At 70.6% G+C, this 21,869-nt stretch carries 22 protein-coding genes; 7 read left to right on the top strand and 15 right to left on the bottom strand.

Annotated elements, in window-relative coordinates:
- The 10 genes from K8640_RS21525 to K8640_RS21480 are packed head-to-tail and all read right to left on the bottom strand — an operon-like array spanning position 1 to position 8,919.
- The gene (locus K8640_RS21525; RefSeq protein ID WP_141323952.1) at positions 1–1,017 is read right to left on the bottom strand and encodes a TauD/TfdA family dioxygenase; all 1,017 of its coding nucleotides are present in this window, start codon (positions 1,015–1,017) and stop codon (positions 1–3) included.
- On the bottom strand, positions 1,014–1,571 hold the full coding sequence (locus K8640_RS21520) for a GNAT family N-acetyltransferase (protein ID WP_141323953.1): 558 nt from the start codon (positions 1,569–1,571) through the stop codon (positions 1,014–1,016). The genes K8640_RS21525 and K8640_RS21520 overlap by 4 nt, the downstream gene beginning before the upstream one ends.
- Positions 1,568–2,062 (bottom strand): GNAT family N-acetyltransferase, encoded by a 495-nt coding sequence (locus K8640_RS21515; protein WP_223748735.1) that lies wholly within the window; start codon positions 2,060–2,062, stop codon positions 1,568–1,570. The genes K8640_RS21520 and K8640_RS21515 overlap by 4 nt, the downstream gene beginning before the upstream one ends.
- 15 nt (positions 2,063–2,077) lie before the next feature.
- Entirely contained in the window at positions 2,078–3,802 is a 1,725-nt protein-coding gene (locus tag K8640_RS21510; protein ID WP_223748734.1) for a fatty acyl-AMP ligase, read from the bottom strand.
- A 38-nt stretch (positions 3,803–3,840) separates the two neighbouring features.
- Entirely contained in the window at positions 3,841–4,842 is a 1,002-nt protein-coding gene (locus K8640_RS21505) for an acyl-CoA desaturase (RefSeq protein ID WP_141323956.1), read from the bottom strand.
- Positions 4,843–4,858: 16 nt separating this feature from the next.
- Positions 4,859–5,887 (bottom strand): zinc-dependent alcohol dehydrogenase, encoded by a 1,029-nt coding sequence (locus tag K8640_RS21500; RefSeq protein WP_223748733.1) that lies wholly within the window; start codon positions 5,885–5,887, stop codon positions 4,859–4,861.
- Positions 5,884–6,672 (bottom strand): thioesterase II family protein, encoded by a 789-nt coding sequence (locus K8640_RS21495; RefSeq protein WP_223748732.1) that lies wholly within the window; start codon positions 6,670–6,672, stop codon positions 5,884–5,886. Before K8640_RS21495 ends, K8640_RS21500 begins: the two co-directional genes overlap by 4 nt.
- Positions 6,673–6,675: 3 nt before the next feature.
- Entirely contained in the window at positions 6,676–7,638 is a 963-nt protein-coding gene (locus K8640_RS21490; protein ID WP_141323959.1) for a cyclopropane-fatty-acyl-phospholipid synthase family protein, read from the bottom strand.
- A complete protein-coding gene (locus K8640_RS21485; RefSeq protein WP_141323960.1) occupies positions 7,638–7,910 on the bottom strand; it encodes an acyl carrier protein in 273 nt (90 codons plus the stop codon). The genes K8640_RS21490 and K8640_RS21485 overlap by 1 nt, the downstream gene beginning before the upstream one ends.
- Positions 7,891–8,919 (bottom strand): acyl-CoA desaturase, encoded by a 1,029-nt coding sequence (locus K8640_RS21480; RefSeq protein WP_223748731.1) that lies wholly within the window; start codon positions 8,917–8,919, stop codon positions 7,891–7,893. The genes K8640_RS21485 and K8640_RS21480 overlap by 20 nt, the downstream gene beginning before the upstream one ends.
- 74 nt (positions 8,920–8,993) lie before the next feature.
- Between K8640_RS21480 and K8640_RS21475 the strand changes: the two genes are divergently transcribed.
- Positions 8,994–9,833 carry a carbon-nitrogen hydrolase family protein gene (locus K8640_RS21475; RefSeq protein ID WP_223748730.1) on the top strand — a complete coding sequence of 280 codons (840 nt, stop codon included), beginning with the start codon at positions 8,994–8,996 and terminating at the stop codon, positions 9,831–9,833.
- A 12-nt stretch (positions 9,834–9,845) separates the two neighbouring features.
- On the opposite strand, the gene K8640_RS21470 is transcribed toward K8640_RS21475, so the two are convergent.
- Together K8640_RS21470 and K8640_RS21465 are read right to left on the bottom strand one after the other, a co-directional pair.
- Complete coding sequence (locus K8640_RS21470) at positions 9,846–10,418, bottom strand: 2OG-Fe(II) oxygenase (protein WP_223748729.1); 573 nt, start codon at positions 10,416–10,418, stop codon at positions 9,846–9,848.
- Entirely contained in the window at positions 10,418–10,738 is a 321-nt protein-coding gene (locus K8640_RS21465) for a hypothetical protein (protein WP_223748728.1), read from the bottom strand. The genes K8640_RS21470 and K8640_RS21465 overlap by 1 nt, the downstream gene beginning before the upstream one ends.
- A gap of 443 nt (positions 10,739–11,181) precedes the next feature.
- Between K8640_RS21465 and K8640_RS21460 the strand changes: the two genes are divergently transcribed.
- On the top strand, positions 11,182–12,006 hold the full coding sequence (locus K8640_RS21460; RefSeq protein WP_223748727.1) for a hypothetical protein: 825 nt from the start codon (positions 11,182–11,184) through the stop codon (positions 12,004–12,006).
- Positions 12,007–12,059: 53 nt separating this feature from the next.
- Here K8640_RS21460 and K8640_RS21455 read toward each other — a convergent pair whose 3' ends face one another.
- Positions 12,060–12,836, bottom strand: a complete 777-nt coding sequence (locus tag K8640_RS21455) for a DUF6209 family protein (protein WP_223748726.1) — start codon at positions 12,834–12,836, stop codon at positions 12,060–12,062.
- A gap of 172 nt (positions 12,837–13,008) precedes the next feature.
- Between K8640_RS21455 and K8640_RS21450 the strand changes: the two genes are divergently transcribed.
- A complete protein-coding gene (locus K8640_RS21450) occupies positions 13,009–14,826 on the top strand; it encodes an ATPase (protein WP_223748725.1) in 1,818 nt (605 codons plus the stop codon).
- Positions 14,827–14,843: 17 nt separating this feature from the next.
- On the opposite strand, the gene K8640_RS21445 is transcribed toward K8640_RS21450, so the two are convergent.
- On the bottom strand, positions 14,844–15,626 hold the full coding sequence (locus K8640_RS21445) for a WbqC family protein (RefSeq protein WP_223748724.1): 783 nt from the start codon (positions 15,624–15,626) through the stop codon (positions 14,844–14,846).
- A gap of 139 nt (positions 15,627–15,765) precedes the next feature.
- Here K8640_RS21445 and K8640_RS21440 point away from each other — a divergent pair, with 139 nt between their 5' ends.
- Positions 15,766–17,826, top strand: a complete 2,061-nt coding sequence (locus tag K8640_RS21440; RefSeq protein ID WP_223748723.1) for an ATP-binding protein — start codon at positions 15,766–15,768, stop codon at positions 17,824–17,826.
- Positions 17,827–17,834: 8 nt separating this feature from the next.
- Here K8640_RS21440 and K8640_RS21435 read toward each other — a convergent pair whose 3' ends face one another.
- Positions 17,835–18,626: a phytanoyl-CoA dioxygenase family protein gene (locus K8640_RS21435; RefSeq protein ID WP_223748722.1), complete on the bottom strand. Its 792-nt coding sequence runs from the start codon at positions 18,624–18,626 to the stop codon at positions 17,835–17,837.
- A 104-nt stretch (positions 18,627–18,730) separates the two neighbouring features.
- Here K8640_RS21435 and K8640_RS21430 point away from each other — a divergent pair, with 104 nt between their 5' ends.
- The 3 genes from K8640_RS21430 (at position 18,731) to K8640_RS21420 (ending at position 21,839) form a co-directional block, all read left to right on the top strand.
- A complete protein-coding gene (locus K8640_RS21430) occupies positions 18,731–19,684 on the top strand; it encodes an alpha/beta fold hydrolase (RefSeq protein WP_223748721.1) in 954 nt (317 codons plus the stop codon).
- A 65-nt stretch (positions 19,685–19,749) separates the two neighbouring features.
- Positions 19,750–20,436 carry a response regulator transcription factor gene (locus K8640_RS21425; protein WP_223748720.1) on the top strand — a complete coding sequence of 229 codons (687 nt, stop codon included), beginning with the start codon at positions 19,750–19,752 and terminating at the stop codon, positions 20,434–20,436.
- Positions 20,433–21,839: a HAMP domain-containing sensor histidine kinase gene (locus tag K8640_RS21420; RefSeq protein WP_223748719.1), complete on the top strand. Its 1,407-nt coding sequence runs from the start codon at positions 20,433–20,435 to the stop codon at positions 21,837–21,839. Before K8640_RS21425 ends, K8640_RS21420 begins: the two co-directional genes overlap by 4 nt.
- Positions 21,840–21,869: the final 30 nt, after the last annotated feature.

Raw genomic sequence — 21,869 nt, 5'->3', positions numbered from 1 at the left:
TCAGTCCTTGATCATCCCAACGAGGATGCGGCGCTGGCCCCGGTACTGGCGGCGGCCGTGCATGGCCAGGACGTTGTCGAGCAGCAGCACGTCACCGCGCTCCCAACGCAGGGGGACCTCCGACTGCTCGAGCACGTCCCAGACGTGCTCCGCGTCCTCGGCGGACACGCGGGTGCCGTCGCGGTGGAAGCAGTGGTCCATCAGCTCCGGCGTCTCGGCCATCTGTCGCCGCAGGTCCGCCGCGTCCGCGGAGCGGCCATCGCGCAGCGCCCAGCGCACCATGCACTCCGGCATGTGGTAGTGGACCTGGTTCGCCCAGACGCGCTCCCCGGTGCGCGGGTGGGCCTTGAAGGCGGGGAGCACCTGCTGCCACAGCAGCATGGACTCGTCCGGGCGCCACTCCACCTTCCATTCCTTCTCGCGCGCGATGCGCTCCACCTCGTCCCGGTCCGTGGTGAGGAACACCTGGTTCCAGGGACGGGGGATGCTGTTCTCCTCGCCGGTGGACGGGCTGCGCAGGGCGCGCCGCACGCCGACCCCCTGGGCGTCGAACCGCGCGCGCACGCCCGCGTCCAGCCGCTCGGTCACCTTCCGCGCGTCGGCCAGCGGCGTCTCGCCCATCTCGTCGGGGGGAACCTCGCAGAACAGCGCCAGCGCGTCGGGGCGGCTGGCCTGGTAGGCCATCTCCTGATGCAGCGCGAGCGAGTGTGTCCCCGGCAGTCCGGACGCCGTGGTGACGCGGCCGTGGACGACCTTGCGAGGCGCCGTGCCGCCCACGTACTCCATCAAGTCATTGGCGATGGCGCCCAGCACGTCCGCGAAGGCCGGCGCGGAGTCCAGCGCCTGGAAGCCGCGCACCAGCACCGCGCCATGTCGGTCCCGGGCGGCGTTGAGCGCGCCCTTGTGCTCGCGCAGCCAGTCCACCATCTGCTCGCGCGAGGCGTCCTGTCCCTGGGTGATGCGCCAGACCCGGGGCAGCGGCTCGTCACCCACGAAGGTCTCCTCGAAACGAATCACCGTGCGCCTCCTCGACTCGATGGAACCTTCTCCAGCAGGTGACGCAGCGCGGGCGGGTCCTCCTCCAGGAGGTCCTTCTGGATCCACGCCACGTTCTCGAAGTGGTCGCCGAAGGTCGCCACGCCCGGCAGCAGGGCCATGGGCCGGAAGCCCGCCTGCAGACAGCCGGAGATGCTGACCACGTTCTTCTCGAACGCCAGCGACACCAGCGAGCGCAGCCCGCGCTTGCGAGCCTCGGACACCAGACACGCCAGGAGCAGGCCGCCGATGCCGCTCGCGCGATGCGTCTCGTCCACGTACGCGGAGATCTCCGCGATGCCCGGGTAGGACGGCCGGACGGCGAAGGGGATGAGCGAGCACCAGCCCTGCACGTCACCGGACGGTGTCTCGTAGACCCACGCGCCGAAGGGCGCCTGGAAGCGCTTGAGCCACGCGACGCGGTCCTCGGCGGTGACGGGCTTGTTCACCGGGACGGCGTAGATGCCCGGCTTCATCGCCTGGTTGTAGATGCGCGCCAGCGCGGGCGCGTCTCGCTCCTCGGCGGGCCTCATCATGTCAGCGTCCTCTGGAAGACGAGGGTGTCACGCCACTCGGCGCCCACGGGCACCACGCCCTTGAGCCAGCCCACGTTGCGGAAGCCCTGGCGCACACACCACGCGATGAGGAACGCGGGCGTGGGCTGCACGAGCACCACCAGCGCCCGCAGCTCCAGCGCGCGTGCCCGGGCCAGCGCGTGCTGCGCCAGCTCCCGGCCGATGCCATGGCGGCGCTTGGGCTCATCGACGAAGAGCGCCACCTCCGCGATGGTGTCGTAGATGTCGCGTTGCGTGTGGCTGGTCAGGGCACCCCAGCCCGCCAGCTCGCCCGGCGTGTCCTCCCACACCCAGGACTCCAGCGGCCGGGGCCCGCCGGAGAGCCGCGCCCCCAGCTGGTCGGCGGTCAGCTCCGCCGGTCCCCAGGTGGAGCCACCTCGCGCAATCTCCGCGTTGCAGATGCGGACCGCGGCGGGCAGGTCGGTGGGCTCCAGTCGTCGAATCGCTCCCATGCCATCCTCCTCCCGCTAGCTCTGACCGACGAGGGGCAGCTGCTCCTTCTGCCAGAGCTCACGGGTGGCCTTGCGTCGTATCTTCCCGCTGGTGGTGCGCGGTATTGCCCCGGAGGTCGTGAGCAGCACTTTGTAGGTGGTGAGCTCATGCTCGTGGACCACCGCGCGTCGCACCGCGCCGACGACGTCCGCCACGTCCAAGCCGGCGACCTGGTCCTCTCGCACCTCGCACGCGATGACCAGCTGCTCCTGCTCCTGCGAGCCCGCCAGCGTGAAGGCGGCCGAGTGTCCCCGGCGGATCGCGGGGTGGCTCTTCTCCGCCGTCAGCTCCAGGTCCTGGGGGTAGAAGTTGGAGCCCCGGATGATGAGGATGTCCTTGAGACGACCGGTGATGAACAGCTCGCCGGTGTCGTCCATGCAACCCAGGTCCCCGGTGCGCAGCCACGTGGCGCCGTCCTCGCCGACGATGCGGGCCTCGAAGATCTCCCGCGTGGCGTCCGTTTTCTGCCAGTACCCGTGCGCGACGTTGGGGCCGTGCACCCAGATCTCCCCCACGTGCCCGGGGGGGAGCCGCTGGTGCGAGTCGGGCGCGACGATGGCCAGCTTCTCGCCGGTGAGGGCCCTGCCGCAGCCGACCAGGTCCTGCGAGCGCTCACCGGGCGCGGGCGCCAGCGCGCGATCCTTCTGCAGTGACTCACGCCCCACGTTCCACAGCCGGGGCGGACTGCCGCGCTTGCCCACGGAGATTTGAAGGGTGGCCTCCGCCATGCCGTAGGTGGGGCGCGGCGAGAAGCGGGGGAGGCCGTGGGCAGCGAAGACCTCCGCGAAGCGGGTGATGGTGCTGGCGCGCACGGGCTCGGCGCCGTTGAGCGCCAGCTCCCAGCACGACAGGTCCGTGCCCTTCATCCGCTCCGCGTCGTACTTCTCCAGGCACAGGTCGTAGGCGAAGTTCGGCGCGATGGCCATCTCCGCCCGGTACGTGCTGATGGCGCGAGGCCACGACAGCGGATGCGCGACGAAGGCCTGGGGCGACATCAGCACGCACTGCGCGCCGACGTACGCGCCCTGGAGGGCGTTAAAGATGAGCCCCATGTCGTGGTACATCGGAATCCACCCGACGCGCGTCGCGTGGCGCCACAGGTCGCCGCCCTGGCTGATCATCTCCACGTTCGCGCACAGGTTGCCGTGGCTGACCATCACGCCCTTGGGCGCCGACGTGGACCCGGACGTGTACTGCAGGAGTGTGATGGCGTTCGGGTCCGGCTCCCTCACCGCGAGCGGCGGCCCGCTGTCGTCGGTGGCGTTCGCATCCACGCCCAGCCACTCCATGCTCCGGGCGGCGGGCACCTGCGCATAGGCGGCGCTCACGGCCTCGCGAGCCGCGGCGGTGGTGAGGCCGAGCCTGGGCGCGCAGTCCTCGACGATGGAGATGCTGGAGTCGCGCAGGCGCATCTGGCGCGGGAGGATGGTGGGCACCGCCACGATGCCCGCGTACTGGCAGGCGAAGAAGGCGACGAGGAACTCCAGGCCCGGAGGGAAGGCCAGGAGCGCGCGCTCACCGGGGCCCGCCTTCGCGGCCATCACCCTGGCGAGCGCGGTGGCGCGTCGGTCCAGCTCCGCGTACGTCAGGACGGCGGCCTCCTCCCCGCGCTCGCCCAGGAAGACGTAGGCGCGGTCCTCGGGGTGGTCGGAGGCATGGGTGCGCAGCGCGGTGACGAGGGAGGGGTAGCGGGTCTGCATGGAAGCCTCGCGCAAGCAGGTCGTGGGGAACGGGGGACTCAGCCCGGCATCCGGGCGCCAGCGGTGGGCTCGGCGGCGGGCTCGTCGAGCGCCTCCAGGCGCTGGATGCGGCCGGCGATGCGCTCGGCGTCCGGGCGCTTCACGTCCCAGACGAGCCCCACCGCCTCCATGACGCGGATGATCCAATAGCCCGGGTCCAGCTGGTACCAGCGGAACCCGAAGTTGGCCGAGTCCGGGAACGCGTGGTGGTTGTTGTGCCAGCCCTCGCCCCAGGTGATGAGGCCGAAGAGCGCGTTGTTGTGGCTGTGGTTGTCCTTCATCTTGAACATCCGCGTGCCGAACATGTGCGTCAGCGAGTTGAGCGCGGACACCTGCTGGGCCACCACGAACTGGCGCACCACGCCGCCCCACAAGAAGCCGGTGAGCGCACCCAGCCAGCTCTGCGTCAGCGCGCCGGCGATGACGCCGGGCAGGACGAGCCCCAGCACCGCCCAGCGCAGGTAGCCCCGGTCCGCCTTCATGATGGCCTTGTCGGCCAGCAGGTCCGGCACGTAGTGCACCACGTTGGGGTACTCGTGCTTGAGCATCCAGCTGAAGTGCGAGTACCAGAGGCCCTTGAGGCGCAGGCGCCACGTCTGGCCGAACAGGTTGGGCGAGTGCACGTCGCCCTCATGGTCCGCCAGCTCGTGGTGGCGCCGGTGCTGCGACGTCCAGGTGATCATGGAGCTGCGCGCCGCCATGCAGCCGAAGACGGTGAGCAGCACGCGCACGGGCGTGCTCGTCTTGAAGGCGCGATGGGTGAACAGCCGGTGGAAGCCGATGCTGACCGAGAAGCCCGTCAGCGCCCACATCACCGCGAACAGGGTGAGGTCCAGGGCCGTGGGCGGCCGGACGGTGAAGGCGAGCCACAGCGCGCCCACGGTGCCCAGCGTGGGGAGGATGTCGAAGAGGATGAAGTGGCGGCGCTGCAGCTTGTGCAGATACGGGCTGCTCACCGCCTTCTTGTCCCGCTTGCCTGCGACCTGCTCGACGTGGGCCATGGGGCTCCTCCGCGTGTTACGTCATCCTCAACACCAGGCGTCCCTGGACCTGCCGCTGGCGCAGCGCGGTGATGGCGCCGTTGACGTCGTCCAGCGTCCTGCTCTCCACCAGCGGCCGCACCTTGCCGGCGGCCACCAGCGCCAGCGCCTCGCGCACGTCCCGCCGGGTGCCGATGAGCGTCCCGCGCACCGACAGCCCCTTGATGACCAGGTCGAACACGGACAGGGGCAGGGGCTCCGGCGCCACGCCGACCACCATCAGCGTCCCGGCCCGCCGGAGCATCCGCGCGCCTTGCTCCATCGCCTTCGCCGCGCCCGTGGTGACCACCACGCCGTGCGCGCCGCCCCCGGTGCGGTGGACGATGCGGTTGACGGGGAACTCCTTCTCCGCGTTGACGGTGAAGGACGCGCCGAGCGACTCGGCCAGCGCCGCCTTCTCCGCGCTCACGTCGACGGCGGCGACCTTCAACCCCAGCGCAGTCGCGTACTGGATGGCCAGGTGGCCCGCGCCGCCCACGCCGGAGACGACGACCCACGAGTCCGGCCGCGCGTCGAGCGTCTTCAGCGCCTTGTAGCTCGTCACGCCCGCGCAGAGGATGGGCGCCAGCTCCTCCATGGAGGGCCCGTCCGGCAGCGGCACGGCGAAGGACTCGGACACCACGCAGTAGTCCGCGTAGGTGCCGTTCACGTTGTAGCCGGTGCCCACCTGGCGCACGCACAAGGGCTCGTGGTCCGTGGCGCAGTCCTCGCACGTGCCGCAGGCGGAGTTCAGCCAGAACACGCCGACGCGGTCTCCCTCCTTGTGCGAGCGCACGCCCTCGCCCAGGCCCGCGACGTAGCCGGTGGCCTCGTGACCCAGCACCACCGGGAAGCGGGGCTTCTTCATCGGCCACTCGCCGTCGAGGATGCTCACGTCCGTGTGGCACACGCCGCTGGCGGCGATTCGCACCAGCACCTCGCCGGGGCCGGGCTCGGGGATGGGGACCTCGCGCAGCTTCAGGGGCTCGCCGATGGCCTCCGCGAAGGCGGCGCGCATGAGCTTCATGATGCGGACCTCAGGGGCGTGGGAGTGGACGCGGACAGCGTCGCGCGGACGCCCTCCACGATGGAGGTGATGAGCACGGCCTGGCCCTCCTTGCCGAAGAAGTGGCCGCCCGGGAGCACCCGCCGGGTGAAGGTGCCGCCCGCCAGCTCGGACCAGGCCTCCCAGTCCTCGCGGACCACCAGGTTGTCGTGCTCTCCGATGAACGTGTGCAGCGGGAACGGCAACGGAGGCTCGCGCCGGTACGCGTACTCGTCCGACAGGGCGAGGTCCGCGCGGATGGTGGGCAGGTAGTACTCGCGACGCTTCGCGGTGCCGAGCAGCCCCGGGGGGATTCCGCCCAGCGCGTGGAGCCGGTCCACCAGCTCCATCTCCGGCAGCGTGTGCAGCTCGTGCGCGGGACGCAGCGGCTTGTGCGGCGCGCGGCGGCCGGAGATGAAGAGCGCCAGCGGCAGGGGCTCCTGCTGGCGACGCAGCTCGCTCGCCAGCTCGAAGGCGATGAGCGCGCCCATGCTGTGCCCGTAGATGACCAGGGGCAGGTCCAGCAGCGCGCGCACCTGGGCGAACAACGGCGGCAGGACCTCTTCCACCCGCTCACATGGCGGCGTGTCCCTGCGGTCCTCGCGGCCCGGGAGCTGGACCTTCACCAGCTCCAGCCAGTCGGGCAGGACGGCGCGCCAGCCATTGAAGCTGGAGGCGCCGCCGCCCGCGTGGCCCAGGCACAGCAGGCGCGCCGAGGGCGGAGCCGTGCCCTCCGCGTGGCGCAGCCAGGGTGAGTGGATGGACATGGCTCAGGCGCCCCGGGGACCCCAGTGGTCGGTGCCGTTGACGGACCAGTGGGGCGAGATGGGCCGCAGCATGAAGCGCAGCAGGTGCTGCTTGCCCAGGCGGAAGCCCATGGAGGTGAGCTTGAAGTAGCGCTCCGTGCGCGCCACCGTCTCCTCGCCGACGAGCTTCACCGCCTCGGCGCGATGGCGGCGCAGGTTGGTGGCCCACCGGTCGTACGTGCGCGCGTAGTGGAGCCTGTCGTTGCGGAAGGCGACGATCTCGAACAGCCCCTCGGCCGCGGCCACGATCTCCCCGAGGAAGGGCAGGTCCGAGTCCGGGAAGATCTCCCGGTTCATGAAGTCGCTGGCGTCCTCGCGCCGCATGTCCCCGAAGGCGATGGTCTGCAGGGACAGCCGCCCGGACGGCGTGAGCCACTTGTGGCAGCGCGCGAAGAAGTCCGCGTAGACGGCGACCTTCTCCTCGGGCGTCTCCTCGCGCTTGGCGAAGTGCTCCAGCGCGCCCACGGAGATGATGGAGTCGTAGGGCCGGGCGGGCTCGTGCGTGGCCCAGTTCTCCACCCGCACCTCCACCCGGGGCAGGTTCAGCGAGCGCAGGTAGTCGGCCTGCAGCGGGCTGAGCGTGAGGCCCACCGTGCGCTCCACGGAGGGACGCGCGGAGGTGTGCCGCAGCACCGAGCCCCAGCCGCACCCCACGTCGAGCACCGTGCGCGCGTTGGCCACGTTGGCGCTCGCCAGGTGCCAGTCGATCTTCCGGATCTGCGCCCGCTCCAGCGGCTCGTCCGGGTCCTCGAAGAGCGCGCAGGAGTAGGTCATCGTCGGACCGAGGACCAGCTCCCAGAAGCGCGCGTCGTGGTCGTAGTGCGCCTGGATGCCCTCCTGTGAGCCGCCGTACTTGTCGCCCTCGCGCTCCCGGAGCGCCGCGGCGGTGCCGGTGGGCGCCTCGTCCACCCGAGCCGGGCTGCCCATCACGCGCCTCCCGCCGCCGAGGGCAGCTTCGTGGCCAGGTGCTTGGAGATGGACGCGAGGGTGGGGTACTCGAAGAGCAGCTCCGGCATCAGCTCGATGCCCAGGTGCTCCTCCAGGGACATGATCAACGCCACGGCCGTGGACGAGTCCAGGCCCAGCCGCTCCACCTCCACGTTGGGGTCGATGCGGGATGGAGGTGTGTCGAGGATCCTCGCCACGTAGTTGATGCACCACGACTGAATCGACGCCGCGTCATGAGCCTTGGCTTCCATGGGTCGCTTCGTTCCTCTGTAGGTGGGCGTTGCTGTCCTTGATGGCCGCGCGGGCGCGGCGTGCTTCCTTCTGCTCCGGCGTGGGGACGATGACGTGCGTGGCCAGCCCGAGCTTCTCGAGCAGGCGGATGAACCAGTAGGAGAGGTCCACCCGGTACCAGGCCAGGGCGAACGAGGCGGACCGGGGGAAGGCGTGGTGGTTGTGGTGCCAGCCCTCGCCCCAGATGAGCATCCCCAACAACGGGTTGTTGCGGCTGTTGTCCTTCAGCTGGAAGGGCCGGGAGCCCAGCGTGTGGAGGATGGAGTTCAGCGCGGAGATGGACTGCGCCACCACGAACATCCGCACCACGCCACCCCACAGGAAGCCCGCGAGCGCGCCCTCCCAGGTCCGCGTCACCAGGGCGCCGATGGCCGTCGGCACGACGAGCCCCAGCACCACCCACGTCTGGTAGTGGCGCGAGGCGCGGACGATGGCCCGGTCCTCCAGGAGGTCGGGCACGTAGTGCACGATGTTCGGATACTCGTGCTGGAGCATCCACGTGAAGTGCGCGTGGACCAGACCGCGCACCCGGCCCCCGAAGTCCGCGCCGTGCAGGTTGGGCGAGTGCATGTCCCCCGGGCGGTCCGCCAGCCGGTGGTGACGCCGGTGCATGGCCGCCCAGGAGATGACCGGCCCCAGCGCCGCCATGCTCCCCATGATGGCGAGCGCCACGCGAACGGGCGTGGGCGCCTTGAAGGAGCGGTGCGTGAAGAAGCGGTGGTAGCCCGCCGACACACCCAGCCCGGTGATGAGCCACATCACCCCGAACAACCCCAGCTCCAGCGCGCCGATGGGCCGCACGAAGGCCCAGCCCACCGCCGCGAGCGTCCCGAGCAACGGGCCCACGTTGAACAGGAAGAAGTGTCTGCGCTGCATCCGACGGAGGAAGGGGCTCTCAATCGCCAGGCGTCTGGCTTTGCCCTCCCGAGCGTCGCCCTCCAGGCCGTCCACGTCGAGTGCGTTGGACATAGCGGAACGAAGCCCCTTTCCGAAAGCCGGTATATAAAGACAACCGCGTTATTGGTCAAGGAGCCAAGAGAGACATGTCGAAGCTCATCGTCGGCCTCATCCAGGTGAATGCGCGCAATGAAATGGCGCCAAATATTTCGTTCATCGAGGAGCAGGCGCGCAAGGCATTGGCGGCCGGCGCGAACTTTGTGATGACGCCGGAGAACTCCACGCTCCTAGGGGCAAACCACGAGGATACATTGTCGAAGGTGGTGGCAGAGGAGCACCACCCCGGGCTGATGTCGGCGAAGGGCCTGGCGCGGGAACACGGTGTCTGGTTTTTGATTGGCTCCATCCACGTCAAGGTGGAGGGCGAGCGGTGCGCCAACCGCTCCTATGTCATCGATCCGGAGGGCCGGGTGGTGGCCTGGTATGACAAGATTCACATGTTCGACGCGGAGTTACCCAACGGTGAGCGCTACCGCGAGTCCGCCGTCTTCAGGCCGGGCGAGCGCGCGGTGGTGGCCCGCACGCCCTGGGGTGGGCTGGGAATGGGCATCTGCTACGACATGCGCTTCGGGCACCTGCAGCGCGCGCTGGCGCGTGCGGGCGCGACGCTGTTGACGCTGCCGTCCTCCTTCACCGTGCCCACGGGGCGCGCGCACTGGCACGTGCTGCTGCGGGCTCGCGCCATCGAGACCGGCTGCTTCGTGTTCGCGCCCGCGCAGGTGGGGCTCCACACGGGAGGGCGGCGCACGTACGGGCACTCGCTGGTGGTGAGCCCCTGGGGCGAGGTGCTGGCGGACGCGGGCGGGGACTCGGCGGGCTTCGTGACGGCGGAGATCGACCTGGCGCGCGTGGAGGAGGCGCGCCGGGCGCTCCCGTCGCTGGGGCATGACCGGGACTTCCGGGGGCCGGAGGTCCTGGAGTCATAGCGTGCGTCGGCTTCAGGGCCGGGGCGGCTGCGCGCGGAACACGCGGGGGCCGGGGCGCCTTCCCAGCAGGAAGGTGACGGCCACGTACTTGGTGCCGGAGGTGACGTCCGCCGGGTAATGACAGTAGTGCGAGGGGAAGACGGCGACCTTCCCCGCGCGCGGCTCGATGCGCAGGGCCAGGTCCGGGAACACGGTGGCGCCGCCCTGGTAGTCGTCGTTGAGGTACCCGATGACGGTGAAGAAGCGCTCCGGGGTGCCCAGGTGGTCGAAGTGTGGCGGGTACATCTGCCCGGGCTCGTAGCGGACCAGGTGCGCCTGGGGCAGGTGCTCGCGCAACGACAGACTCCACCGCGCGTTCGCCGCGTCGATCAGCGCGCCCTCCACCAGCGCGCGGTAGGGCGCGAGCGCCGGGAGCGTCATCTCCAGGGTGCGCATGTTCGCGTGCTTGTCCGTGACGGACGCGTTCGCCGTGGGCTGCCAGCCGTCGGGCTCGCGCGCCAGCTCCAGCAGGGCCTTCGTGTCCGTCAGCGCGTCAGGGAACTCGAGGATGCCGCCCGCACCCTCCACGGGGGTGAGCGCGCCCATCAGCGTCCCGGGGTCGGGTAGTAGGAGGCGTAGGGATAGGCGTACCAGGTCGGCATCCAGCCCCAATAGGACGGGTACGCGCCGGCGTAGGCGTTCATCGCGTAGGGCGCGGAATGGGGCTGGGCGCTCGGGGCGGGGGAGGCCGCCGCCAGCGAGCGCGCCATCAATTCCTCCTCGGTGGCCAACGTGGCGGAGTCGAGGATCCTCTCGTCGAGCGGGACCCCCTGCTCCTTGAAGAACCGTGACAGGGCGGCGTGGAACTCCAGCCGCATCCGGCCATTCAAGGCCAGATGGGTCCGCAACGAGTGGATGTCATTCATGACCGGAAAGCCTCGCGGACAGCCGGCATGGATTGCACACGCCCCCGGCGTCACTCAGGGGCCGACTGTCAATGATCGAGCAATCCACGCAGGGGGCCGCGTCGGGAATGGTGGGGAAGCAGGCAGGCTGTCGGCTCCCGTGAGCCCGGCCCATGCCTCCTGGGTTGGGCGGCGCCAAGGCATACTCTGCGTATGCATTCTTACGGGAAATTTCCTTCCCAACCTCGTTGATCTCTGCGATGGGTCGGATCCGCTCCGAGTCTGGGGCGGGGTGAACCCAGATCGCCTGATTTCCGCGAAAAATGCAGTCGGGTTGCGATATTGCGGGGAGGCTGGATATAGTTGCCCGCAGAGCGATGAATATGCAGATCAGTACACCTGGTGCGTCCCGGACCCACTCCATGGAACCAGCATCCCGAACGGTGACCCAGGTTTCACGCCCTGTGCTGCGCACCGTGCTTCATGAGGCCCTGGAGAGCCACCAGGGAGGTGAGGTGGTGGTGAAGTCCGCCAGCGTCTCCGGGCGGATCTTCATCGTCGGGCAGAAGGTGGCCTGGGCGGTCCTGAACGGGCCCGGGGTGCAGAACTTCTCGTCCGTGTTGATCCACCAGCAGCTCGTCACGCGCGACGACGTCGAGCAGGTCATGGCGGAGTGTCGCAAGAGTGGCGGCAACTTCTGCGAGGTGTTGGTGTCGTGGGGGCTGGTACCGCGCGAGACGTTGCGCGACCTGCTGCGCGAGCACATGGCCGGCCACGTCCAGGCGCTGCTGGCGGTGCCGGATGCGCAGGCGCTCTTCGTTCCCCAACCGCGCACCTACTCCAGCCAGCTGACGTTCACGCTGGAGGAGCTGGTGCACCCTGTCGAGCAGCACCCCACCCACCCCCCAGTCGAAAGAGAAGTCATGGCGAACGTGAAGCAGACCCTGGAAGAGACACTGAAGATCGAAGGCGCGTTCGCTGCGTGCCTGGTGGATGCGAAGAGCGGCATGTGTCTGGGTTCCCAGGGCGGCACCGCGGCCTTCAACATCGAGACGGCGGCCGCGGCGAACACCGAGGTGGTGCGCGCCAAGATGAAGGCGATGAGCGTCATCGGCATCAAGGACAAGATCGAGGACATCCTCATCACGCTCGGCGAGCAGTACCACATCATCCGGCCGCTCTCGACGCGTGACGGTCTGTTCTTCTACCTCGCGCTGAACCGCGCCAACGCGAACCTGGCGATGGCGCGCTTCAAGCTGGCGGACATCGAGAAGAGCCTGGCGCTCTGAATCACCACGCGTCGGCGCCCGGCTCCTCCACGAGCGGGCGCCGACCGGGATGCCTACGGCTGCAGCGCGAGGCGGTAGTTCTGTCCGTGCAGGGAGTCCCAGCGGCGGCAGTAGCCGCGGTCCCAGTTCTCGAACCACAGCGTCACGGCGCGGGCGCCCGCGGGCGGGGTGAGTGTCACCGGGACGCCGTAGCGCGAGTAGCCGCTGACCTGCGTGATGCTCTGGCTCCCGGTGACGCCGTTGTCGAAGCGGTAGTGCACCCAGACCTCCCACGTGGGCGCGCCGTTGTAGAGCAGGCGGCACTCGGGCAGCCGGTCGATGTCGTAGTCCACCAGGAAGGGCTGTCCCGCCTTCACGGTGCCCACCGTGTACTCGAGCCAGCCCTCCTGGAACACCCACGTCGGCGTCGGCGCAGTGCCCGCCGCGCGCACGGCGAACTGGAAGTTGGAGCCGAAGTGGGAGTCGTAGTGCTCGCAGCCGGGGCTCGAGACTCGGAACCACAGCGCCAGCGTGCCCTCCGCGGGCAGCGACACCACGGGCGGGGCGCCGGCGGTGGGCTGGCCCGCGACGTCGAAGCTGCCCTCGGGGCCGCCGTTGACGCGGTAGTGGCCGGTGAGGCTCCAGCCCGGCGTGCCATCCGGAAGCGTGAGCCGGCACTGCGGCAGCCGGTTCGTGTCGTACGTCACCTGGACCGCGTCGCCCGCGACCAGCGTGCGGGACTGGGTGAGCGTCCAGTCGGCGTGGAAGGAGATGCCGGGCGCGCCCTGGGCCGCGGCGGCGCTGGCGATGAACAGCAGGGGCAGGGTGAACAGGGTCAGGATGTGTTTCAAGGGTGTGGCTCCTGGGTGAATGGCGGGCCCGGGCCGGCGTGGACGCCGGCGACAGACCCCCTCCATGGGGAGGCGCGCGCATCATGGCCCGTGGGGCCCACGCCCGGGGCGCCTCGTTGTCCCCCGTCATTTCGGGTAGGCTCGCTGGCGAACACCCTGGAGCGAGCACCGAATGACCCTGTTCAGGAGGCCGTCCCCCCCGACGGCGGGTGAGTCGAGCGACGATTCGAGTCGCAGCGCCACCCCCACGGAGACGCCCGCGCAGTCCGACATCCCCAGCCCGGTCCTCAGCTCCCCCCCGCGCGCCCGCGGCCCGTTGGCAGGCGCGTCCCCCGGGCTCGGCGAGCGCAGGCCCGGTGCTTCCATGCGACCCCAGCCGCCTCCCTCGGATGATCCGGAGTTCCCCACCGAGCGGCGCACCGCCCAGCCGGGCCCGGGCGCCGAGCGCCGTCCTCCCCCGCCGGCCGGCGCGCTGCCGTCCGTCATCGTGTCCAACCAGGAGGGCGCCGCCCGCCGTCCTCCCTCCGCCGCCCCGGGCGCCCCGGAGCGCCGTCCCCAGGCCGCGGCCCCGGGCGGTGGTGGTGCCTTCGGGGGCGCCGAGCGCAGGACGGTGCCTCCTCCGGCCTATTCAGGCCCGGAGCGCCGGTCCGCCGTCACCGGCTCGCGTCGCGCGCTCGAGTCGGGCGGCCCCGGGGCTCCGGACCGCTTCTGGCCCACCCAGCCCCGCGACCTGTCCGAGACGGGGCTCACGGCCACGTTCGTCGAGGAGCTGGTGCTCAAGGCGCTGTTCTTCGCCGGCGAGATGCGCGGCATGGACCTGGCCAGCCGGCTGCAATTGCCCACGTCCATCGTCGACGACATCATCGAGGGCCTGCGCCGCCAGAAGTACGTGGACATCCGCGGCGGCGGCGCGTCCGGCGTGGGCAAGTCGACGATGATCTACCAACTCACGCCCTTCGTGACGGACGTGCTCCGGCAGATCACGGACCGCAATCGCTACAACGGTCCGGCGCCCGTGCCCTTCCAGGAGTACGTGGCGGCGGTGAAGAAGCAGACGGTGCGCGGCAATCGCATCACCCGCGCGCGGATGCAGGACAAGTTCGGCGACCTCATCATCCGCGACTACATCTACGACGGCATCGGTCCGGCGATGAACTCCGGGCGCGCCATCTTCTTCTACGGGCCGCCGGGCAATGGCAAGACAGCCATCTGCCAGGGCATGGTGAACTGCTTCGACGGGGACATCTTCATCCCCCACGCCATCCTCATCGACGACTTCGTGGTGCGCGTCTTCGACAGCAACCTCCACAAGCCCGTGGAGGAGGAGGGGGCCCCCTCGTACGACAGGCGCTGGGTGCGCTGCCGGCGGCCGCTCGTCGTCGTGGGCGGTGAGCTGACGCTGGAGATGCTCGACCTCGTGTACTCGCCCGAGGTGAAGTACTACGAGGCCCCGTTCCAGATGAAGGCCAGCAACGGGATGCTCCTCATCGACGACTTCGGCCGGCAGAAGGTCTCCCCCAAGGACCTGCTCAACCGGTGGATCGTCCCGCTGGAGAGCGACATCGACATGCTCACCCTGCACACCGGCAAGAAGCTGCAGGTGCCCTTCGATGTGTTCGCCGCCTTCTCCACCAACCTGGACCCCAGCGCGCTCGTGGACGACGCCTTCCTGCGCCGCGTCCGCTACAAGCTGGAGGTGCAGCGCCCGGACGAGGAGCAGTTCCATCAGATCTTCGAGGTGATGTGTCGCAAGCGCGGCGTGGCCTACAACGCCAACGCGGTCGACTACCTCATCGAGCAGCACTACCGGCCCACCCAGCGGCCCTTCGCGGCCTGCCAGCCGCGCGACCTGCTGGACCAGGTCATCGACATGTCCCATTACATGGGGCAGGAGCCTCGCCTGGACCCGGCGCTGCTGGACGCCGCCGTGCGCAGCTACTTCGTGCGCTTCGACAAGCCCGCGGAGACCACCGCGGCCTCCGCGGGCTGAAGGCCCTTCAGCGCTCCTTAGGGGGGCGCCGGCGCGAAGGGGCCCCACGGCGAGGGCTCCAACCACCGGCGCACCTCGTCCACGGGGACGTTGGACAGCACGTCGACGATGGACATCCCCTGCACGAACCTCCCGTCGCGCCCCTGCTCGTAGGGCGGGTGGCGGAAGCGCTGCCACAGCACGCGCACGTCCGCGCTCCGGAACAGCCCCACCTGGAGGTACAGCGACGAGCCCAGCCCCGAGTAGTACGTGTGGGCCTTCAGCTGTCGGCAGTACTCCACCAGCCGCGCCGACTTCTCGTCGCCCTGCTTCCGCAGCGTGGAGGCCAGCAGGATGCGCGGCGACAGCCCCAGCGGCGCGTGGAAGAGGGCGGTGCTCGCGAGCAACACCCTCAGGAGCGAGCCGGGGCCCGCCTCCGTCGCGACGCCGTCATAGAAGGGCTCCAGCAGCGGAAGCACCTGGGTGGCGAAATGGGGCCGCCGCCGGTACAGCGTCACCAGCGTGTCCAGGTGCTTGCGCGCCCAGCGCTGACGCGAGTCCACCGCCAGGTCGGCGATGAGTGTGTCGCGATGTGGGTCCTCCAGCGGAATGGACAGCCATTGGAAGCCGGGCTCGGTGGGCGGAGGTGTGGGCACGGTGGCGGGCAGCGCCACGCGCGTCCTGCGCTGCCAGCCACGCCGGAGCCACTGCACGTTGTCGAGTACCAGCAACGTGTCCGCGCGCGCCGTCTGCTCATAGAAGTCCACCCAGGGCAGGTAGTGGGGTTGCTCGGCGACGACGACTCCTGGACTGCCCGGCACGCACGGCCTCTTTTCCGCGGAGGGTTGCTGGGGTGGCGCGGCCCCTCACTGTCGGACCGGACGCGGTGGATTGCTCCTGCTGCTAGATTGTAACATTCCAAAGCCGGTCAGGGACCTTCGCCGAGGTGGAAACGAACGGATGAGGTACCTGTGCATCAGCGCGGACCCGCAGCATCCCGTCGCGGAGGAGCTCCGACGTCAGGGGCAGGACGTGCTCATCCGGGGCGAGGCGGCGGAGGCGGACGCGGAGCTGGTGCACGGCCACGTGGATGTGCTCATCGTGGAGGCCGCGTCGCTCGCGCCGGATGCCCGGTGGCTGGATGCGCTGCGTGGGCGCGCCAGGCCCGAGGATCCGCTGGTGCTGGGGCTGGCGGACGAGGCGACGGACGAGGCGCTCGCGCCGCTGTTGTCGGCGGGCGTGGAGGAGTTCCTCGTGGCGCCCTTCCACACGGTGGAGGTGCGCGCGCGCCGGCTGCTGCTGGAGCGCCGGGCGGCGCGGCGTCGGCAGATGCAGAGCACCCAGGCCGCGGCGCGTGGGGAGATGGAGCGGCTGGCCTCCATCATCCAGACGCAGGCGGACGTGGCGCTGGCGGGGCTGGACCTGTCGGGGGTGATGAGCCTGTTGTGCGAGCGCGCGCGGGTGTTGTGCGGCGCGGACGGGGCGGCGGTGGCGCTGCTGGAGGAGGGCTACGTGGAGTACCGGGTGGCCACCGGCAGCCTGCGGCGGCACATGGGCTTCCGGCTGAAGGTGGAGGGAAGCCTCACCGGCACCAGCCTCTTGCGCGGCGAGGTGATGCGCACCGACGACACCGAGGACGACGTGCGCGTCAACGTGGCGGCCACGCGGCAGGTGGGCGCGCGCTCCATGGTCTGCGTCCCGTTGTGGCGCGAGGCGCGGCCCGTGGGGGCGCTGAACCTGACCTCGCACCTGCCCAACGCGTTCGATGACCGGGACGTGCGCACGCTGGAGCTGATGGCGGGCCTGTTGGGCGCGGCCATGGGGAACGCGGCGGAGGCGGCGGCGAGGCATGCGTTGATGGAGGAGCGCGCGGCGGCGCTCGCGGCGCTGCAGGAGTCCCAGGCGCTGTTCGCGGCCTTCATGAACCACAGCCCCGCGGTGGCGTACATGAAGGACTCGCAGGGGCGCCGTGTCTGGGTGAACGAACCCTATCGTCGCTTCTTCGGCCTGGCCGATGGCGCGGACGTGGAGGGGATGGACGACGCGCGGCTGATGCCCGCGGCCTCCGCGGAGCACGTGCGGCGCGAGGACCAGGCGGTGCTCGCGTCGGGGGAGCCCAGCGCGACGGAGGGCATGATTCCCGCGCCGGACGGCTCGGAGCGGCACTGGCTCACCTACCGCTTCATCGTGCGCGACCGCTCAGGGCGGAGGCTCCTGGGGGGCGTGTCGCTGGACGTCACGGACCGCAAGGCGATGCAGGCGCAGCTGGTCGTGTCGGACCGGCTGGCCGCGGTGGGCACGCTGGCGGCGGGCGTGGCGCATGAAATCAACAACCCGCTGGCCTTCGTGCTCTCCAACCTGTCGTTCCTCTCCGTGGAGCTGCAGAACGTGACGCGCGAGCTGCCCCCGGGGCGCACGTCCGAGATGGAGGAGGTGCTGCGCGAGGCGGTGGATGGCGCGCACCGGGTGCGGCAGATCGTCCGGGACCTGAGGACCTTCTCGCGCGGGGACGACGAGGTGGCCACCGCCGTCAACCTGCAGGCGGTGCTCGAGTCCGCCATCACCATGGCGCGCGGAGAGCTGAAGATGCGCGCGCAGATCATCCGCGACTTCGGCGACGTGCCTCCGGTGGAGGGCAGCGAGGGGCGCTTCGGGCAGGTGTTCCTCAACCTGCTCATCAACGCCGCGCATGCGATTCCAGAGGGCAAGCCGGAGCACCACGAGGTGCGCGTGGTGCTGCGCGCCTCGGGGGACCGGGTCATCGTGGAGGTGAGCGACACCGGCGTGGGCATGACGCCGGAGGTGCGCGCGCGCATCTTCGACCCGTTCTTCACCACCAAGCCCGTGGGGGAGGGGACGGGCCTGGGCCTGTCCATCTGCCACGGCATCGTCACCGGCTTCGGCGGGGACATCTCCGTGGAGAGCGAGGTGGGGCGGGGCAGCACCTTCCGCGTCTCCCTGCCGGTGGGGCACCGCGCGCGCGCGCTGGGACGTCCCCCTCCGTTGCACCTGGTGGGCTGAAGGCCGCTTCAGTCGCGTCCGTGGCGGAACAGCGGATGGAACACGCGGGGCGCCTTCTTCTTGCGCACGCAGCGGGTGTCCGCGCTCATGTAGCAGGCGGAGAACGCGCGGCGCCTCAGGCCAGGGCGGCCACGGCCGGAGCGGTGCCACAGGTGGTTGTGCACCAGGATGACCTCGCCCGCGAGCGCGGGGAGGGGCACCGCGCGGTGCTCCGCGTCCTCGGCGGCCACCTGGTCCGGCGGGATGACGCCGCCCAGCTCCGTCACCAGTCCTCGCCGGTGACTGCCGGGCACCACCTCCAGGCAGCCGCCGTCCTCGGGGGCGTCATCCAGCGCGGTCCACAGCTGGAGCTCCGGCTCCCGGGTGAGTCCCCAGAGCCGACCTCCGTCCTGGTGCCAGGGCAGGTTGCTGCCGCCGGCCTGGCCCTTGTGGAAGAGGATGGCGCGGTACAGGACGATGTCGCCGGGGATGCGCGCGCGGACGATGCGCTCGAACAGCGGATTCTCCAGCCACGCGAGGAAGCGCGCGTCCTTCTCCAGCTTCTCCAGCTTGCGGTAGTCCAGCGAGGGCCCCTGCCAGCCGAGCCCCAGGGGGGCGTCCTCGTAGCGTCCGGTGGTGGCGTCCGGCTGGAAGAACATGCCGGGGTAGACCACGCGGCCGAGCATCAGGTCGTCCGCCCGCTCGCGCAGGGCCACGAGGCCCTCCTCGTCCAGGACCCTGCCCAGCCGGGCATAGCCATGCTCGGCGTAGTGCGCGAGCACCGGGGTGAGGTCGAGCGCCTGCGCGTCGTCACGAAGCATGCGCCCTCATACCTCGGACGCCTGCGGTGGAGGAGTGTGACGACGGGGGCCTGGGGCACGCACGGCTTGCGCGCTCGCCGTCCTCGCACCATGGTGAGGGCGGCATGCCCTACCGTCGCACCACGCGCTTCGTCGTCGCTCCGGATGGAACCCGGGTGGCCTGGCATACGCACCTGGGGGAGCTGCTCGAGGAGTCCTCGGACGAGGCGCTCAAGCCGCGCGCCACCGTGCTCCTGAGCAATGGCATCGGCTCCTCGGAGAACTTCTGGCGCCACGTCGTCGCCAGCCTGGAGCAGGACCACCGGGTGGTGCACTGGAACTACCGGGGCCACGGGGGCAGCGAGGAGTCGCGCGGAGGCGACTACGACTTCTCCGTGCACGTGGGGGACCTGGAGCGCGTCACGGAGGAGGTGATGGCGCTCGGCGACGGACGGCCCCCGCACCAGGTGGCCTACTCCATGGGCGTGCGCGTCCTGTTGGAGCTGTATCGCCGCCGTCCGGACCTGGTGCCGGCGATGACGCTCATCGCGGGGAGCCCGGGCGCGGCGGGCTCGGGGGACGCGGGGCTGGCGGCGAGGACGCTGCTGGGCACGGCGCGCGAGGCCCTCCGTCTGGCGACGCCCGCGGTGCCTCTGGCGACACCCGTGGTGCGCGCGTTCCTGGGCAGCCGGCTGGCGTATCCGTTGGCCCGCGCGGTGGGGGCGCTGAGGCCCCGGGCTCCGCGTGACGACATCGACGAGTTCCTGCGCGCGCTGCGGACGATGAGCCCCCAGGCCTACTGGCACACGCTGCGTGGGTTCGCGGAGGGGCACGCCTGGGACGTGCTGCCCCAGGTGAAGGTGCCCACGCAGATCATCGCCGCGCGTCATGACACCCTCGTCCCGCTGCGGGAGATGGTGCGCATGCGTGACGCGCTGCCACATGCCCACTGGATGCTGGTGGAGGACGCCGGGCACGCGGGATTGTTGGAGGCCGGGACGGAGATCGCCGACGCGGTGCGCGGCTTCCTGGTGGACCACGGGCTGCGGCCGGCGGAGGCCCCCCCTCCTTCTTCGTGACGGGAACGATGCTGGTCCGTTCTCCCGGAGCGTGGAAAGCTCTGGAGCGCAGGGGGGACGTGCCCATGCGACTGCTGCTCGTCGAAGACGAAGTGAAGATGGTGGTGTTGCTCCAGCGGGGGCTGGAGGAGGAAGGCCACAGCCTGGAGGTCTGTACCGGCGGGCGTGAGGCGTTGGAGCGGGGCCGCGAGGAGGGGTTCGACGTCATCGTGCTCGACTGGGCGCTGCCCGAGGTCGACGGTGTCACCTTGCTCAAGCACTGGCGGGGCGCGGGCGTGCGCACACCGGTGCTGATGCTCACCGCGCGTGGCACCACGCCGGAGAAGGTCACCGGGCTGCGCTCGGGCGCGGACGACTACCTGGTGAAGCCCTTCGATTTCGAGGAGCTGCTGGCCCGGCTGGAGGCGCTGGCCCGGCGTGGGGAGTCCGAGGATGGACCGGTGCGCCTGGGCTCGGTGGTGTTGGATCCACGGCGGCGGGTGCTGGGCCGCTCCGGCCGCGAGGAGCCGCTGACGGCGCGTGAGTTCGCGCTCTTCTCCGCGCTGGCGAAGCACCCGGGAGAGGCGCAGGTGCGCGCGCGGCTGCTGGCGCAGGCGTGGGGGCGGGACTTCGAGGGGCATGGCAACGTGCTCGATGTGTATGTCGGCTATCTGCGCGCGAAGCTCGAGCGGCTCTCGGCGACGGACGTGGCCATCCGCGCAGTGCGGGGCGTGGGGTACAAGCTGACGGTGTCGGAGGCCGTGACACCGTGACGTTGACCCGGCGGCTGTGGCTGCTGGGCGCGCTCGTTCCCGCGTTGGCGATGGTGGTCGCGCTGGGCAGCGCGGCGCGGCTGTTCCGCTACGACCTGGAGCGCTCGTTGGACAGAGCGCTGCTGGCGCAGGCGGCGGTGGAGAGCGCCAGCCTCTTCGACGGGCCCGAGCGCAAGGCCCACCTCCACATGACGGTGTCCCCGTTGCTGGAGCAGGTACGCCCCTTCGCACCGCACGGCTATCTCCATGGTCCGGATGGAGCCCTGGTGGCGCGCTATCCGCCCGGGCTCCAGGTGGAGGAGTCCGAGTCGAGACGGGTTCCGGGTGCGCCCGGTGCGCCGCCCCAACTGGTCACGCGCATCGGAACGGATGGGGTGCGCTGGCGCGAGGTGCAGGTGGATGTCCGCTCTCCGCAGGGCGCGCCGTACGCGCTGCGACTGTCGGCGTCCCTGGGGCAGGTGGATGGCTCGGTGGGGACGTACCACCAGCTGGCGCTCTTCCTCGCGGTGTCGTTGGGGCTGGCCTTGCTGGTGGTGCAGACCTGGCAGGCGCGCAAGCTGGCGCGGAGGCTGGCGGCCATCACCCGGCACCTGCGGCGTCTGCGGGAAGGGGACTTCTCCCATGCCCCGGTGGAGGACCCGGCGCGTGATGAAATCGGACAGCTGCGCGCCGTGCTGGCGGAGGCGACGGAGCGTCTTCGGGGCGCGCGTGAGGCGCAGGAGCGGCTCATCGCGGGCGCGGCCCATGAGCTGCGGACACCCCTGACGCTGATGCGCACGAGCATGGACCTGGCGCTGCGACGGGAGCGGTCGCGTGAGGAGCTGCGGGTGGGGCTGGAAGAGGCGCGGCGCGAGGTGGACCGGCTGGCGGTGCTCGCGGGGAATCTGCTCGACCTCGCGGTGGCGGGGCGGGGGGCGTGGGACCGGAAACAGGGAGACCTGTCGCGGCTCGTCGCGCAGGCGGTGGAGGGGGCGCGCGCGGAAGCCGAGCGACGCGGGTTGCTGATTCGCGCGGAGGTGTCGGCGCCAGCCGAGGCCCTCTTCGACGCGGGGAGCCTGCGGCAGGCGGTGGACAATGTCTTGTCGAACGCGATGAAGTTCTCGCCCGCGGGCGGTGAGATTCAAGTGCGGCTCGTTCGCGAGGCGGAGCGTTATCAAGTCCGGGTCGCGGATGCCGGGCCGGGGATTCCGCTGGCGGAGCACCAGTCCGTGTTCGAGCCATTCCACCGGTTGGCTGGAACGGCGCACACGCCGGGCACTGGACTGGGGCTGTCCATCGTCCGCGAGGTGGCGGAGCAACATGGTGGCCGGGCCTATGTCGCTCCGGAGCCGCGTCGTTTCGGAACCGAGGTGGTCATCGAGCTGCCGAGGGACTCATCGGAGGAGCGGGTCCGCGCGCGCTGAGCCGCGGCGGCGTCAGAGGCAGCGGATGCG

Origin of the sequence: Myxococcus sp. XM-1-1-1, from assembly GCF_020037095.1 — a bacterium.
Classification (GTDB): domain Bacteria; phylum Myxococcota; class Myxococcia; order Myxococcales; family Myxococcaceae; genus Myxococcus; species Myxococcus fulvus.
The sequence above is the reverse complement of the archived record's forward strand: the minus strand, read 5'-3'. Positions and strand labels throughout refer to the sequence as shown.